The sequence below is a fragment of the Paenibacillus sp. J2L1-98 genome (assembly GCF_056269405.1).
Genome location: NZ_JBWDNW010000003.1, coordinates 346,541 through 361,771, shown reverse-complemented (window position 1 = coordinate 361,771; position 15,231 = coordinate 346,541). Strand labels below are relative to the sequence as shown.

Annotated in this window: 14 protein-coding genes; 1 reads left to right on the top strand and 13 read right to left on the bottom strand. The window is 49.0% G+C overall.

The features are described 5' to 3' along the window. Positions 1-11: 11 nt before the first annotated feature. The 7 genes from AC0YNZ_RS09960 to liaF form a co-directional block, all read right to left on the bottom strand. Entirely contained in the window at positions 12-1,535 is a 1,524-nt protein-coding gene (locus AC0YNZ_RS09960; RefSeq protein WP_475826447.1) for a sensor histidine kinase, read from the bottom strand. A 4-nt stretch (positions 1,536-1,539) separates the two neighbouring features. After that, on the bottom strand, positions 1,540-2,232 hold the full coding sequence (locus AC0YNZ_RS09955) for a response regulator transcription factor (RefSeq protein ID WP_475826446.1): 693 nt from the start codon (positions 2,230-2,232) through the stop codon (positions 1,540-1,542). Positions 2,233-2,316: 84 nt separating this feature from the next. Then, positions 2,317-3,993 carry a S1C family serine protease gene (locus AC0YNZ_RS09950; protein WP_475826445.1) on the bottom strand — a complete coding sequence of 559 codons (1,677 nt, stop codon included), beginning with the start codon at positions 3,991-3,993 and terminating at the stop codon, positions 2,317-2,319. A 185-nt stretch (positions 3,994-4,178) separates the two neighbouring features. Next, positions 4,179-4,592: a YugN family protein gene (locus AC0YNZ_RS09945; protein WP_475826444.1), complete on the bottom strand. Its 414-nt coding sequence runs from the start codon at positions 4,590-4,592 to the stop codon at positions 4,179-4,181. A gap of 71 nt (positions 4,593-4,663) precedes the next feature. Beyond that, positions 4,664-5,329 carry a response regulator gene (locus AC0YNZ_RS09940; protein ID WP_475826443.1) on the bottom strand — a complete coding sequence of 222 codons (666 nt, stop codon included), beginning with the start codon at positions 5,327-5,329 and terminating at the stop codon, positions 4,664-4,666. Next, entirely contained in the window at positions 5,329-6,360 is a 1,032-nt protein-coding gene (locus AC0YNZ_RS09935) for a sensor histidine kinase (RefSeq protein WP_475826442.1), read from the bottom strand. The genes AC0YNZ_RS09940 and AC0YNZ_RS09935 overlap by 1 nt, the downstream gene beginning before the upstream one ends. 6 nt (positions 6,361-6,366) lie before the next feature. Beyond that, complete coding sequence (liaF, locus tag AC0YNZ_RS09930) at positions 6,367-7,395, bottom strand: cell wall-active antibiotics response protein LiaF (protein ID WP_475826441.1); 1,029 nt, start codon at positions 7,393-7,395, stop codon at positions 6,367-6,369. Positions 7,396-7,657: 262 nt separating this feature from the next. Between liaF and AC0YNZ_RS09925 the strand changes: the two genes are divergently transcribed. Further along, positions 7,658-8,953, top strand: a complete 1,296-nt coding sequence (locus AC0YNZ_RS09925) for an ammonium transporter (protein WP_475826440.1) — start codon at positions 7,658-7,660, stop codon at positions 8,951-8,953. Between the two features lie 65 nt (positions 8,954-9,018). Here AC0YNZ_RS09925 and AC0YNZ_RS09920 read toward each other — a convergent pair whose 3' ends face one another. The 6 genes from AC0YNZ_RS09920 to mqnC all read right to left on the bottom strand — a co-directional run bounded on the left by AC0YNZ_RS09920 (position 9,019) and on the right by mqnC (position 15,090). After that, a complete protein-coding gene (locus AC0YNZ_RS09920) occupies positions 9,019-9,402 on the bottom strand; it encodes a hypothetical protein (protein WP_110769871.1) in 384 nt (127 codons plus the stop codon). A gap of 211 nt (positions 9,403-9,613) precedes the next feature. Next, positions 9,614-9,742 carry a hypothetical protein gene (locus AC0YNZ_RS09915; RefSeq protein WP_475826439.1) on the bottom strand — a complete coding sequence of 43 codons (129 nt, stop codon included), beginning with the start codon at positions 9,740-9,742 and terminating at the stop codon, positions 9,614-9,616. 60 nt (positions 9,743-9,802) lie between these two features. After that, positions 9,803-10,417: a 3D domain-containing protein gene (locus AC0YNZ_RS09910; RefSeq protein WP_475826438.1), complete on the bottom strand. Its 615-nt coding sequence runs from the start codon at positions 10,415-10,417 to the stop codon at positions 9,803-9,805. Between the two features lie 61 nt (positions 10,418-10,478). Further along, positions 10,479-12,416: a threonine--tRNA ligase gene (gene thrS, locus AC0YNZ_RS09905; RefSeq protein WP_475826437.1), complete on the bottom strand. Its 1,938-nt coding sequence runs from the start codon at positions 12,414-12,416 to the stop codon at positions 10,479-10,481. Positions 12,417-12,842: 426 nt separating this feature from the next. Beyond that, positions 12,843-13,775, bottom strand: coding sequence for a putative sporulation protein YtxC (locus AC0YNZ_RS09900; RefSeq protein ID WP_475826436.1), 933 nt, complete (start codon positions 13,773-13,775; stop codon positions 12,843-12,845). Positions 13,776-13,953: 178 nt separating this feature from the next. Next, positions 13,954-15,090 (bottom strand): cyclic dehypoxanthinyl futalosine synthase, encoded by a 1,137-nt coding sequence (mqnC, locus tag AC0YNZ_RS09895; protein ID WP_475826435.1) that lies wholly within the window; start codon positions 15,088-15,090, stop codon positions 13,954-13,956. Between the last annotated feature and the right edge of the window lie 141 nt (positions 15,091-15,231).

The window sequence follows — 15,231 nt, the reverse complement described above, 5'->3', positions numbered from 1 at the left end:
CGTATAAATGATCATTCCTGTATTTCATCCGTTGCTACTATTATAGACGAATGAGACGTGTCAGAAAAGGTTATCGGCAGCCAGATTGTAAACTTCGTTCCATTTCCCTCGCGGGTCGTCACTTCCACGGAGCCCTGATGCTCGTCAATGATCCATTTGGCAATCGATAAGCCGAGACCTGTACCGACCGTTACCCCCCTCGATTCATCCGCCCTGTAGAAGCGGTCGAAGATATGGGGTATCTCCTTTGGATTCATTCCGATGCCGGTATCTTCGATAACAAAACCGACTTGCCGTTCTCTCCTTAATGCGCTCAGTTCAATCATGCCCTCAGGCGTATACTTGAAAGCATTTTCGATGAAAATAAACAGCAGCTGCTGCAAATAATTGTGGTTCGCGTTTACGCGTACGCCCTCCAGAGCGGACAGATCGCCCACTTTCCACTCAGCTGTACGCGGAAGGAGCTGCGCTCTGCGCACGACCTCTTCCGTAAGCGGCAGCAGGTCGAGCGGCGTCTTCTCCATCATATAACCCGCATCGGCTCTGGCGAGCGCAAGCAGGTCGTTCACAAGCGTACTCATCCGCTTCGCCTCGGCGGAAATATCGCTCATCGCTTCCTTCGAAAGCTCAAAGCGCTCGGTATCAAGTGGCAGCCAATCTCCTGTCTCAGCATCCCGGTTCGTCTCCCGAATCTTCGTCCACATCCGCTCCAGCAACTCGATATTGCCGCGTATCGTCGTCAGCGGCGTTCGCAGCTCATGCGAAGCATCGGAGACAAATCTGCGCTGTGCCTTATACGCCTCATCAAGCTCATTGTATGCCATTTCCAGACGGGAGAGCATCACGTTAAGCGTGCTGACGAGCCGCCCGATTTCATCCTTCGGTCCCATCGCCGGAATTCGCACGCTCAGATCAGACCCGTTTTCAATTTGCTCCGTTGCGCGAATCACACGTTCAATCGGACGTAGCGCTTGACGGGCAATGAATAATCCTACAGTAAAGGCAATGAATACAACGACTAGCGAGGAAAAAATTAATATCGTGCGAAGACCGCCCAGAAATTTTTCCTCGTTATAAGAAAATACGCCCACCTGCACTAATCCTACTAAGCTATGATCTTTGTCCAAATAAACAGGCCGTTGGTATGTGAGCATGGCATATTTGTTATTGTTTATTACGACGTGGGTTTTAACAAAACGTTTTTTGGGGTTAGTCTTCGCCTCGGGATACGGGATGACAAATTCATATGGAAAGTTGTTTGATTGCTTAATAGCGCCTTCCTTATAATTAACCAATTGGACAAGCATATCCTTTTTGTCAATGCGGAACTGCGGACCAACGATTAAATCCAGCTTCTGATCCAAAAAATTTGTTGCACCGATAACATCGATTTTACTATCCTGAACCCGGATCTGCTCTTTAATTTCCGCATAGGTGTTCCAATTTACGAAAAAATAAATACAAATGCCAAAAACAACCATAGTTACAGCAAGCAACCCCGAATACCAAAGCGTTAGTCTAAGCCGGATGGACATAATTTTATCCTGCCTCTCCGCGAAGCACATAGCCGGTGCCGCGAACCGTCTGAATAAGCCGGTTTCTGCCTCCGTCCTCTACCTTCTGGCGCAGCATCGCGATGTACACCTCCAGCACATTCGATTCACCGCTAAAGTCATAGCCCCAGATTTTCTCCATGATCGCATCGCGCGTAAGCACGCGGCGCGGATTTTGCATGAACAGGAGAAGCAAATCATATTCCTTGGACGTAAGCTCAATCCGGCGTCCGGAGCGTACAGCCTCCCTGGCGTCCATATCCAATATTAAATCCTCATAAAGCAGCTGATTGGCGGATTGCTCGATTTTATCCGCTTTGCGGCGCAGCAAAGCGCGCGCCCGGGCTAACAGCTCCTCAAGCGCAAACGGCTTGACCAAATAATCATCGGCGCCAAGGTCTAGTCCCTTCACGCGGTCAATAACATCATCCTTGGCGGTCAGCATCATAATCGGTACCGTACTGCCGCTCTCGCGCACGCGGCGGCAAACTTCCCAGCCGTCCACCTGCGGCATCATGACATCGAGAATAAGCAGGTCCGGTTCAGTCTTGAGCAGCACCTTCAGCCCTTCCATTCCATTTGCCGCCGTCGTTACCTCATACCCTTCAAATGCTAAGCTTCTCCGAAGCAAAGAAATAATTTTATCATCGTCATCCACCACTACAATATGCTGCCTCATCTTTTTATCCCCCTCTATTTGCAACAAAAAGCGCAGAGCCTGCTGTCTCTCTGCGCTTTTCATTTCTTTCAATCTCGTTCAGCTTTATTGAGCGCCAAGCGTATTCTTGTCACCAATCTCCACTTGCAGCTTCATTTCGCTTCCTTTGCGAACGATATTCAGCTCGATCTTATCGCCGACTTTCTTCGCTTGTATCGCTGTAATAAGAGCTTGCGTATTCTCATGTTTTTTGCCGTCGATACCCGCAATGACATCGAATTGCTGCAGACCTGCCAAGTAAGCCGGAGAATTATAGTATACATTGCGCACAATTGAGCCTTCCACTTTGTCCATGCCTAACTGTTTCGCAATTTCCTCTGTTACATCCTGCAGCTCAGCCCCAATGTAAGGAGCAGCCGGCTTAGGAATCGTTGTGTTATTTTTCAAATTATCCAGTACTTCCTGAATCGTGCTCGTCGGGATCGCAAAGCCGATGCCTTGCGCCTGCGAGCTGACTGCCGTATTAATACCTACGACCTCGCCGTTCACGTTCAGAAGCGGACCGCCGGAATTACCAGGGTTAATGGACGCATCCGTTTGCAGCAAATGTTCGTATTTGCGCTCGCCTTGCGTATCTTGAATATCGATTGGACGCTCCTTCGCGCTCAGCACGCCAACGGTTACCGTGTGGTCGAAGCCGTAAGGGTTACCGATCGCAACTACCCAGTCGCCAATATTGATATTATCAGAGTTGCCAAGCGGAAGCGTTGGAAACGCTTTGTCGCCGGTTATCTTAATTACAGCCAGATCCAAATCATAGCTGGAACCGAGCAATTCAGCAGTAAACGGCTTGTCATAGCCTTGAACGACAACTTTGATTTGATCCGAATCACCAACCACATGCTGATTGGTCAAAATGTATCCCGTCGATTCGAAGAAAAATCCGGTACCAATGCCCGACTGCTGCATTTGGCCTTCCTCATTCTTTTGTCCTGCTTCCGGCTGTGACGTACCCGGGTAGTCATCGCCAAAAAATTGGCGGAAAAACGAATCGTCGAGCATGCTGCCGCTGTTGCTGCGTTTTGCCGTGTTCACATACGTTTCAATTTTGACTACGGCCGGGCTTGCTGTCTCGAATAAATGAGCGATATTATCCGGTCTGGCGGCTACCGTTGATGCTGAACCCGAGCCGCTAGTCCCAGTATTGGAAGTGGACGCTGAACCCGAGCCGTTCGATTGCGTATTTGATGCTAACGCTTGCTCTTTCGTAAACCAGTTATTTAAATCCGCTGTATACATTAAAGAACCTACAAGGATGACGCCTGCAAGAAACGATGCGAATACCGCTTTAAAGGACGTCCGGCGCGGCTCCCGTACTTGCCAAGCCCCTTTAGCGGACTGCGATGAAGGAGTAAAGGATCGAATTGGCGATTGTTGAGACGGTCTTGGCGCTGCCTGCTCAGTCTCATTAAGCGATTCCAACTGCCTTTCCGGTTGCTGTGCATAGGATGTGCTTCCCGTAATCCCATAAGGCTGATCTTGAATCAGCTTAGGCTTGTCTGCTGCATACCCATGATTGGATGGGCTGCCGTCCTCCTGTGAATTTGCTTTAAACGGTCCATATGAATAGTAATAAGATGGCTTAGCGGATTGCTCCTGCGCATCGTCCAAAACATCAGGCTTTGCATTTATTCCGCTGTCAGCGCTCTCAGCAGCGCCTTGCCCCTCATCATTTTTACGAAAAAAATCGTCGAAGCCCTTTTTGTTGTTCTGATCGTCCATGTACGTTCTCCTCCTTGAATCTTATTCCATCATGCGTCTGCTTGGCCTGCTGCCCCGCTGCATGTCATTTCATTATCTCTATCATGCACATTCTACCTTAAAACAAACTTAAAAGGAATTTAAACAGAAATAAAAAAAAACGCTCCGTCGTCACTTTAGGAACGTTTTTTGTCCAATGTTTATAATCAGCTTGGAAAAAGCTGTTCGACTTCATTCATCGCTTGCTTTGCACGGTCAATCCACTGGGGCTCCACCTTGGCATCGGGATCGGAGGGGGATTGAAATTGATCGAACAGCGCACCGGCAACGCGTACAGATGCCTCAGGATCATTTCCTTCACGGTAGAGATGCTTGAGCACATAGGGAGTACCGAGCTTAATCGTCGCTTCATTATCTTTTTCCTCAACATCGATATGGCCGGCAATGACTTCAAACGGAATGCGGAGCCATACTTTATGCGCTTCATCGAGCGAGCGGTCGAAGGACCCGCCATCGTACTCCCAATTGCCGCCAAGCGTAAATTGCTGCGTCTCCAGCAGTTCTTTCGTTTCCAAAAAATGTTGCTCCCGTGACTCCAGCACGGACGAAATGGGTATCATGACAGCTGCTCCTTTACTAGCTTTTTTTTTCAATTTTCGCTAGTTGGTAGTATACCCGCCCATTTCTTCATTTATGTGCGGTTCGCCCAGCCCTTGCGGTGAGCGAACACAGCAAGCTGCGTCCGGTCATCCAGCTCGCATTTCATAAGCAAATTGCTGACATGTGTTTTTACCGTTTTCACGCTGATATGCAGCTCTTCCGCAATCTCTTTGTTTGATTGTCCATCTGCGATGAGCAGCAGCACTTCCTTCTCCCGCTCCGTCAAGCCTTCATCGCCAGATTGAGCCGTCCGCTGTCTCAAGCCTCTCGTTAACGCTTGGGAAACATCTGCGGTCATGACCGGCATGCCCTTGAACGCGCCGCTAATTGCGTAAATAAGCTCTTCAGCGGATACGGTTTTGAGCACATAACTTACAGCACCCGCTTCTATCGCGCCATACACCTTATCATCTTCAAGGAAGCTGGTCAGCATGACGATTTTCATTTCGGGAAAACGGGAGATGATCGCTCTCGTCACTTCGATGCCGTCCATGCCAGGCATCATGAGATCCATCAAAATAATATGAGGGCGCTTTTCGTCCGTGCACGTCTCCAGCAAATCTATTGCAGCCTGACCGGTGCCCGCTTCCGCAATGACATGAAACCTCGGCTCCAGCATCAGATAAGTCCGCAGGCCGGTTCTTACCATATCATGATCATCGACAATCATTACTTTTATTAGCTCGGATCCATTCATTATTCATGCTCTCCCCGCAACATTTTTGGTATCGTAACCTTTACTCTCGTACCGCTTCCCGGCTTGCTCCATATTTCCGCCGCACCGCCAAGTTTCTGCGCCCGCTCCTGCATCGTGGACAACCCGTATGAGCCTTGCTTCACCTCATTTGCCTTGAAGCCACCCCCGTCATCCTGCAAAATCATAACGACCTGGCGTTCATTATCCGCCAGCGTAAGCGTACAGCCGCTCGCTCCCGCATGCTTAACGATATTCGCCATCGCTTCCTGCGCAATAAGAAAAAGCTGATGCTCCTTCGCCTCGGACAGGTGCTCCTTCAGACGCCATTCCAGCTCTCCCTGCAAATTGTTTTGCCGGCAATAATCAGGAAACCACTTATCAAGCGCTTCATACAATGTCCGGCCCTCAAGCTCCATTGGCCGCAGCTGCGCGATAAAATTTCTCATTTGCTTTTGGGCCAAATTAGACATTTGAACTAGCTGCTCCAGCACGGAATCGGCGCGCTCGCGATCAACCTGCTGCAGCTTAGGCAGTGAAGATGCGCACATATGAATGGCAAACAGCTGCTGGCTTACCGTATCATGCAAATCTCTTGCCAGCCGCTTGCGCTCCTCGAGCACAGCCGCTTCATTCGAAGCCGATTCCGTCATCACATACTCTTCACCGCGCATTTGCAGCCATTTCATCTTCTCTTCCATTTGCTCTGCAAGCTCATTAAATTCACGGTACACCTCAATAAATGAATTATGACCGCCTTCCGTAATTCGAACGCCATAGTTGCCGTTGGAGGCTTGCTTGAGCGATAAATGAAGCGTATCGATCCTGCGCCCGATACGCTGTGCCGCCCAATAGCCGAAGGCCGCGCTCACAAGCAGGAAGACGGAGGCTGCCCCGAGGCGCGCTTCCGTCTTTCCTGTTTCATCTACAAGACCAATCCATGCCACCGCTCCAAGCATCAGCGAAACGACGGAGGCAATGACGAACATTCCGATGAGCTCCCATTTTCCGCTTCTCAAAAACCGGACCATCATCTGAACTCACCCCACCTTTGTGACGCGGACATCACCGATAAATGTGCTGACGACCAGCTTGATTTTTTTGTCGGACTGCTGATAAGAAGGCGATTGGATATTGATGTTCGTAAACATGCCGCCCTCTTTCTGGCCTAAAATTTTTACGTCGCCGATAAAAGCGCTTGATACGACCTGCACGCCTACCTCATAATCATTCGGCACGTAAACCTTCACGTCGCCTATAAAGGAAGAAACATGAATTTTTGTTTCGCCAAGCGATACTTGCGCCTTCGTTAAATCGAGCACCGTATCTCCAATAAAATGAGAGATGTTAAGCGGCTTCAAATCCCAATAATCTTGACCGATATGAATATCGCCGATAAATCCGGAACGGGTCTGCACATTCGAGTCGCCGTGATTCCACCACTCTATGTGCTCCTTATGATTCCGTTTCCAATCATGGGCACGTTTTTTGTATTCGGTTTTGTGATCTTTTTTCCACTCCTTGAATTCCTTCTTGCTTGCAGAGTAGCCTCCAAATGGATTATGGTCTATGCCTTCCCGCTTCTCTTCCTGCGTATGCGTTCCAAACGGATCTACCGGTGTCTTGGTTGGATCAGGGTGCAAAGGCGGCGCTGGAGGAACGGCAGCTTGGTCCGAATATGGGCGATATGATTCCCAATCATCGGTTGGAGGCTCATGGCGCCTTGATTTGGGTCGCCAAATTAAATTGATGCCGATTAAAATAACCGCAACTGGCCAAATATAAGGAACAATGTCACCGATGGACCATGAGAACCATTCAAGATTGCGTCCCAGAAATATACATCCGACTAAAAGTACGACAGCTCCCCACCAGCTTGGGCCTGAACCATGCGTCCTGCAGGTCAACAGCCCCCGAATGCCAACAATAATAAGGATGACAGGCCAATAGGTGGAAAATAGATCACTAATATCAAAGGTCACATGACCTGTTTGCCTTAGCAAAAACAATACACCGATTGCAATAATAATTAACCCGGTGAATAACCGGTTTGCGAAATTTCCGTTCAAGCGGCACCAGCTCCTTACGATTCCATCGTCGTTTGATAATTCTAGTATAGCGGACCCCATTCATTTGAAAAAGGGACGGCCGATTGAAATCGCAATCAGCCTCTAGACCGAGCATTTGTTGATCTTATCCAATTCAAACCTGACATGCGTTATGAAACATCACGCACAGCGTTGACATTGTTTACTTCTACTATTTATAATGATGAACGGATTAGGCAGAAGAGATAACTATGCATGAATAAGAGGAACAGGAGATGAAGCAATGGACGTTATTGAACTGTCAAAAGGACTGGATACCATCTGGGTCGTTTTGACAGCAGCCATGATCTTGCTCATGGAAGGCGGATTCGCTTTGCTTGAGGCGGGTTTTGTCAGGCAGAAAAATGCAGTCAGCATTATTATGAAGGTGTTCGTCGACATCGCTTTCGGCGCACTCGTTTTTTATTTTTGGGGATTCGCTCTCATGTACGGACAGGATGCCGGCGGATTTATAGGCACGACCGGTTTTCTTATTAAAGGAGACCTGTCTCACATAGCATTAAATATCACTCATGAAACTTATTGGTTGTTCCAATGTGCGTTCGTTATTGCCGTTATCTCGATCGTATCCGGAGCGGTTGCGGAACGCATCAACTTTAGAGCTTATATTTTATATACCATTGTGATGACCGGCTTCATCTACCCGCTCGCCGGACATTGGGTATGGTCGGGAAGCGGCTTTCTCGGAAAGCTCGGAATGATAGATTTTGCCGGATCCGCTGTCATTCACGCATTGGGCGGCTTTTCTGCGCTTGCTGCTGCGATATTCATCGGCCCGCGAATCGGAAAGTTCAGTGCAGACGGCAAAGTGAACATCGTACCGCCTTCTAACCTGCCGCTCGCTTCCGTTGGTGCGTTCATTCTATGGTTTGGATGGTTCGGCTTCAATGCCGGCAGTACGCTCAGCGCTACGAATGGCTCGATCGGGCATATCGCAATTACAACCATGCTGTCGGCGGCTGCTGGCGGCGCAACGTGTATCTTATTTACGATGTTCCGCTATAAGAAGGCCGATCCCCCGATGGTTATTAACGGATCGCTAGCAGGCCTGGTTGCAATTACCGCGGGCTGCGCCTTCGTATCCGATATTGCTGCTATCGTCATTGGAGCAGTATCAGGAATTGTGATGGTGCTGGTAACCGAATGGCTGGAGGGCAAACAAGTCGATGATCCGGTCGGCGCCTTCGCCGTACACGGCATTAGCGGCAGCATCGGCACGCTCGCTGTCGGCTTGTTCGCTCTCCCGGAATTAACGGAGGGCGTCGGCAAAGGCTATTATGGCTTATTTTATGGCGGGGGCTTCAGCTTGCTTGGCGTTCAAGCGATTGGACTCGTCATCGTTTCCGTATGGGGCTTCATTTTAACTTGGGGGGCACTGTTGATTATTCGCAAGATTACGCCTGTCCGCGTCTCCAAGGATGAGGAGCTTATCGGTCTCGATGTCGGCATTCATGGCGTTCCTGCTTACAGCCAGGAGCATGATTTCCTCGATTACGATCGTCTGAAAAATAGCAAGTAACCGAAAAGAACCGTCTAAGCCCCTTCGGCCTGGACGGTTCTTTATTTATAATCAGCTCAGATGCGTTACTCGTTCATTTCACTGGCAAGCTCATAGGATACGGTCACAATATCAGTCGGAGCCGACACATTCTGAATGGAACGGGCGCTATCGATTTCTAAGCGGAGCGCGCGAACCTTTTCCATCGGTTTTCTTACAAAATGAATATATTCAACGGCCAAGTGATGATCAGGCTTCTTACCCGTCAACATCCGTCTTAAAGTAGACATCGATTGATAAGCGCGGTCTTCCATCATTCTTCTTTTCTCATAACGTTCGACCATCTGTTCAATTTCGGCTATTTCCTGCTCTTTCTTGGCAACGAAAGCATCTATAAAAGGTAAAACCTCGCCCGCTTTACGATGATGGGCAGCAGCTATAAAGCCTGAATGAATGATCGGATCTGTCATGAGAATTCACCTGTCTTGTCATGTTATTATCTCTTACATATTTAATCATACAACAGATCAGGGTCATTTGAAAACTGTTTTTTATAACATGGAAATATCTGCGCTTATATCAAACGACGCCTCACCGTCATAACCAAGTTTTGGACAAAAGAAAAGAGGAACCGCATGGGCTCCTCGTTGTGTTTCTTCATTAATAACATGGCAAAAAATACTACTTCTCAGCTTTTTGCTGAGCTGTGTTAGCTGCTTGTTTTCCGGCAGCATTGTTCTGGTTAAATTCTTCTGCGAACTCTGCATTAAATTTATTGTTTTGGACTTTGTTTTTTTTGTTTTTAGCCATTGTAGGTCACCTCCCCGTTCAATGATAGTATGGCATTCCTGCCGCTTATTATACGGGTTTTTAGGATTCCAAATATGTTTGCGGGATAGGCTTTCCGGCTTCGACTGCCAGATTGATTTTGTTCAGCCACGCCTGCGAAAGCTTGCCCGTTCCTCTGCGCAGCACCTCTACGTGAACCGTCCGCTTACCCCACTGCTCGTACACCTGCTTGATCGTTTCAAAATACAAATCGATGCGCTTTCCCTTTATTGCCGAACCTGTGTCAGCCACTACGCCATAGCCGTAACCGGGTATATACAGCAAAGTTCCGATCGGAAAAAGCCTCGTATCGGCAGCTATCGTCGACACTTGATCCCTGCGCACCTTAACGCCCGAAAACGTAATGCCGTATTGCGGATGCCCCGGACGTTTGCCCGTCGATTCCACGCCTGCCGTATAGCCTGTGGCGATAACCTCAACGGTATCCGGCTTTGCCTGTTTAGAGGTGCGGGCGGATGCGTTCAGCTTACCTGTAACACTGTTCTTATTCGCGGCCTTGCCGCCTGCACCGCTGGGCTGTGGCGATGACGCCGCGGCTAGCTCCGAGCATCTCGTTGCATTTATACCGATTACGATAACAGATAGGAGCAGCAAGGCGGTAAGTCCTTTTCTAAAATAAAAAAAGCTTGTGACCATCTGGGTTACTTCCTCCTCAGAAGAATAATGCCCCGATGGCCCAAGCTTTATGCGCTATTCCTTATTGTTCTTTGTCTGCAATTTGCTTCTGGAGCAATGCGATCAGCTCAGCAACAGGCATCGCGCCGAGATCGCCTTCGCCGCGTTTGCGCACGGAAACGGCCTCTGCTTGCATTTCATTCTCGCCAACGACGAGCATGTAAGGCGTTTTCTCCAGCTGAGCCTCGCGAATTTTGTAGCCCAGCTTCTCGTTTCGCAGGTCGCTCTCAACGCGAACGCCGCTTAATTGCAGCTGTTCAGCTACTTTACGCGCATAGCCCTCGTAAGCAGTAGACACAGGAATGACCTTCGCTTGCACCGGCGACAGCCACAGCGGCAAAGCGCCCGCAAAGTTTTCAAGCAAGAATGCAGTCATTCTTTCCATTGTGCTTATGATGCCGCGGTGGATAACGACCGGACGATGCTTCTTGCCGTCCTCGCCGATATACTCAAGCTCGAAGCGCTCAGGAAGCAAGAAATCAAGCTGTGCAGTCGACAGCGTCTCCTCTTTGCCAAGTGCCGTTTTGATTTGTACGTCGAGCTTAGGCCCGTAAAATGCCGCTTCTCCTTCTGCCTCGAAAAACGGAAGATCAAGCTCCTCTACTACTTCGCGAAGCATGCGCTGCGACATTTCCCACATTTCATCGTTTTGGAAATATTTCTCTGTATCCTTCGGATCGCGATAGGATAAGCGGAAACGGTATTCTTTAATGCCGAAATCCTCATATACTTTGCGGATCAGGTTGACGACGCGCGCGAATTCTTCCTTGATCTGATCCGGCCGGCAGAAAATATGGGCATCATTAAGCGTCATCGCGCGTACGCGGTGCAGGCCGGTGAGCGCGCCCGACATTTCATAACGATGCATCGTTCCAAGCTCGGCAATCCTAACAGGCAGATCACGGTAGCTGCGCATATCGCTTTTAAATACCATCATATGGTGAGGACAGTTCATTGGACGCAGGACAAGCTCCTCGTTATCCATGATCATTTTCGGGAACATATCCTCGCTGTAGTGCTCCCAGTGGCCGGAGGTTTTGTAGAGCTCTACATTCGCAAGAACAGGCGTGTATACATGCTCGTAGCCCAGTCTTTCCTCTAGATCAACAATATAACGCTCCATCGTTCTGCGAAGCTTTGAGCCATTCGGCAGCCATAGCGGCAAGCCCTGACCAACCTCGCGCGAGAACGTGAACATTTTCAGCTCGCGGCCCAGCTTACGGTGATCGCGCTTCTTCGCTTCCTCCAGGAAGTGGAGATGCTCATCCAGCTGCGCTTTCTTCGGGAAAGCCGTTCCGTAAATCCGCTGCAGCATTTTGTTTTTGGAATCGCCGCGCCAGTAAGCACCAGCGACGCTCAGCAGCTTAAAGGCTTTAATCCGGCCGGTAGACGGCAGATGCGGTCCGCGGCACAAGTCGAAAAACTCGCCTTGATCATACATCGTAATAACCGAATCAGCAGGCAGATCACGAATGAGCTCCAGCTTCAGATTGTCATCCAATTCTGTGAAAATCGCCAGCGCTTCGTCTCTGCTTACGACGCGGCGGCGAATATCGATATTTTGCTGAACGATTTTCTCCATTTCCTTCTCAATTTTCACGAGATCCTCTGGCGTCAACGATTGCTCCATATCGATATCGTAGTAGAAGCCGTCCTCGATAACCGGACCGATGCCAAGCTTAACGTTTGTATTTCCGTACAGGCGCTTAATAGCTTGCGCGAGTAAGTGAGCTGTACTGTGGCGGTATACTTCAAGGCCGTCTGCCGATTCAACGGTAACGATCTCGATAGCCGCATCCGCATCGATCGGCGTATATACATCGACTACCTTGCCGTCGATTTTGCCGGCAATCGCATTTTTCCGCAGTCCCGGGCTGATCGAGCCCGCTACTTCTTCAATTGTTGTGCCGGCGGCATATTCCCTAACCGCGCCGTCCGGCAAAGTGATTTGAATGGCCATTTTCGTTCATCCTCCAGTTTGTCTGTAAGCGAATCGCTTAAATCCATTATTCCAAGCAAAAAAGAACACAAAAAAAGCACGCATCCCTAAAAAGGGACGAGTGCTTGTGTGCTCGTGGTTCCACCCTACTTCGACTGCTCCAGCGCAATAGCTTAAGCCTGCAGTCCTCGTATTATCTGGTAACGGAGATTTCCGGTACAGCATACTGCCGCAGCCTCACTCAAAATTGAGTATGCTACAGGTTGGGCCATACAGCTTCAAAGGGGTACATCTGCGGATATTACGGAAGGAAATTACAGCCGGGTTTCCTCTCTCTGGGCCAAATATCGTAAGCAGACACATGTCTTTGTCATTGCTGATTAGATCGTATATGTGTGTCATTATAGCTCGACTTGCGCGTTTGGTCAAGACTATAGCTACAGATGCCTACGGCTGTATGAGCTCATCCAGACTGCTGCTGCACGATGCGCATTGCACGCAAACCGTTACCCGCTGATCAAAAATCGTTTCAATCGTTCGAATAACCTGCATATCCGGCTGCTTTGTATGAATTGTGATATGCTTCGGCGATACCGCAATCAGCGAGCTAATGACCATATCCTCGATATTCATTTCCGTTTCAAGCATTTCCGCTACGATGCGGTCCGTTGGCGGATTCGGGTCAATTGGCTGAAAGCTGTCATTATAAAGCATGAAGTCATGCCCGCCCTTATGCAGCAAATGGACCATCGGCAGCTTCGTATCCTGGAGAAATACGAAATATTTTAACAGGGAAATAAACTCCTGGTATTGTTTATCGAGTACATATTCATCCAAAGCATATTCCACGACCTCGGCTAGTTCCTTTCGATAAGGCTCCAGCCTGAATGTTGTAAATCCTGTCACGTTAAGCTGCGTATTTTCCTGTAAAAACTGCTCGATCTCAGCGGCCACCTTGCTTTTCCGCCTTAACCGGTCTGCGTCCAGAAACCTTGTGCCTAGGCCATCCCATTCTTTCCCATGGAGCAAATCATGACAATAACGTTCAATAGCCGCTGCATCGGCCGAATGATTATTCCGATACTTTCTGCGGATAATGAAAGACAGCATGCCCGGCTCCAATTCGCTAACCACGAATTCGGCAATCGCCGCCGCCGCTGCTTTATACACAGCTGGACCATGCGTTTTCAGTTGAAAATGCGGCAATAATGCCTGACACCGTATATCCTGCCCGGATACCTGCAAAAATTCGATTACGGCCGGTTGCTCAGCATTTGAGCCAATATGTAAATCGACGAGCGCTTGTTCCGTCAACAAATTCGTGAGTTTATTAACCGACTTTTGGAGGCTTGTAGGCAACGATACCGTAAATAGCTCCATAAGCTCACCCCTTTCCTTCCTTATCAGTATATGGTGCCGCGTACGGGGATATACGATGAAGACATTGGAATGTAAGGGAATCTGGACATACGAAAAAACGTCTGCCGACCGTTCTTGCCTGCTAAGAGGAGAACGATCGACAAACGCATCTAATCCGTTGCTATATGGCCAAAACAAGCTAATTTTGCATAATAAAATCAAGATCAGCTTTATCGGCTTCATTGTAGACTTTCAAAATATTATATTTCGTATCCCGCTGAGCAGGGATTTTACCGCATTCGCGAATGAGCTGAAGAATGAGTTCGATGTTTACTTTGTGAGTCGTTCCCGCAGCCGAAACTACGTTTTCCTCGATCATCGTGCTGCCAAAATCGTTGCATCCATAGGACAGCGACAGCTTGCCCATTTCCGGACCCATTGTCACCCATGACGACTGGAAATTCGGAATGTTATCAAGCATAATACGGCTGGCCGCAACGATGCGCAAATATTCTTCAGGCTTCGCCTTCTCCAGCTTCAAGTTTGTATTGTCTGGCTGGAAAGGCCAGGAGATGAAAGCCAGGAAGCCGGTCGAATCGTATTTATTCGCAATGCATTCGTCTTGAGCGTCACGGATGCGCAGCATATGTAACGCGCGCTCCTCGACCGTCTCGCCGAGTCCGTACACCATCGTTGCAGTCGTGTTCATCCCATGGCGGTGCGCAGACTTCATTACGTCCATCCAGTCCGTCCATAAGCCCTTCATCCGGCTGATCTTCCGGCGCGTGCGGTCATCCAAAATTTCTGCTCCGCCGCCGGGCAAAGAATCGAGTCCCGCTTCATGCAGCTGTCTAATGACTTCATCGAGCGAGAGGCCGTCCGATACGACCTTCATCTTCTGAATTTCCGCAGGCGAGAACGAGTGCATCGTAATGTCTGGAAAGTGCTGCTTAATCTTGCGAAGCAGGTCCAAATAATACGTAAACGGCAAATTAGGATTTGTACCGCCCTGCATCAAAATTTCGGTACCGCCAACGTTAACCGTCTCTTGAATTTTATTCAAGATGGTCTCATCAGGCAGCACGTAGCCTTCCTTAGAGCCCGGAGCGCGGTAAAACGCGCAAAAACGGCAATAGACATCGCATACGTTCGTGTAGTTAACATTTCGGCCAACGACAAATGTCGTTATCGGTTCAGGATGATGCTTCAGCATGATCTGATTAGCCACATGTCCCATCTTCTCGATCTGATCCGAAGCTAACAGCTCCATGCCTTCTTCAAGCTCAATTCGCTCTCCGCGCAATGCCTTATCCAAAATATGGTCTAACGTTCCCATTCCGTAAGACCTCCTTAGTTCCGTTCTTAGTAGACAATCACTTTATCCTAACATATATCTCTGCTCCAAGTCACTTGCCATATGATGCCCTCTCGGCCTGAAATAAGGAAAAACACGGCGTGTCCGTTAGAACAACCGTGC

Bases quoted from the DNA above. Each gene is read 5' to 3' on its own strand.
- thrS (WP_475826437.1), bottom strand. From the start codon at position 12,416: ATGGCCATTCAAATCACTTTGCCGGACGGCGCGGTTAGGGAATATGCC.
- AC0YNZ_RS09915 (WP_475826439.1), bottom strand. From the start codon at position 9,742: ATGGCTAAAAACAAAAAAAACAAAGTCCAAAACAATAAATTTAATGCA.
- AC0YNZ_RS09945 (WP_475826444.1), bottom strand. From the start codon at position 4,592: ATGATACCCATTTCGTCCGTGCTGGAGTCACGGGAGCAACATTTTTTG.
- AC0YNZ_RS09940 (WP_475826443.1), bottom strand. From the start codon at position 5,329: ATGAATGGATCCGAGCTAATAAAAGTAATGATTGTCGATGATCATGAT.
- AC0YNZ_RS09950 (WP_475826445.1), bottom strand. From the start codon at position 3,993: ATGGACGATCAGAACAACAAAAAGGGCTTCGACGATTTTTTTCGTAAA.
- AC0YNZ_RS09900 (WP_475826436.1), bottom strand. From the start codon at position 13,775: ATGGAGCTATTTACGGTATCGTTGCCTACAAGCCTCCAAAAGTCGGTT.
- AC0YNZ_RS09935 (WP_475826442.1), bottom strand. From the start codon at position 6,360: ATGATGGTCCGGTTTTTGAGAAGCGGAAAATGGGAGCTCATCGGAATG.
- AC0YNZ_RS09925 (WP_475826440.1), top strand. From the start codon at position 7,658: ATGGACGTTATTGAACTGTCAAAAGGACTGGATACCATCTGGGTCGTT.
- mqnC (WP_475826435.1), bottom strand. From the start codon at position 15,090: ATGGGAACGTTAGACCATATTTTGGATAAGGCATTGCGCGGAGAGCGA.
- AC0YNZ_RS09955 (WP_475826446.1), bottom strand. From the start codon at position 2,232: ATGAGGCAGCATATTGTAGTGGTGGATGACGATGATAAAATTATTTCT.
- AC0YNZ_RS09910 (WP_475826438.1), bottom strand. From the start codon at position 10,417: ATGGTCACAAGCTTTTTTTATTTTAGAAAAGGACTTACCGCCTTGCTG.
- AC0YNZ_RS09960 (WP_475826447.1), bottom strand. From the start codon at position 1,535: ATGTCCATCCGGCTTAGACTAACGCTTTGGTATTCGGGGTTGCTTGCT.
- AC0YNZ_RS09920 (WP_110769871.1), bottom strand. From the start codon at position 9,402: ATGACAGATCCGATCATTCATTCAGGCTTTATAGCTGCTGCCCATCAT.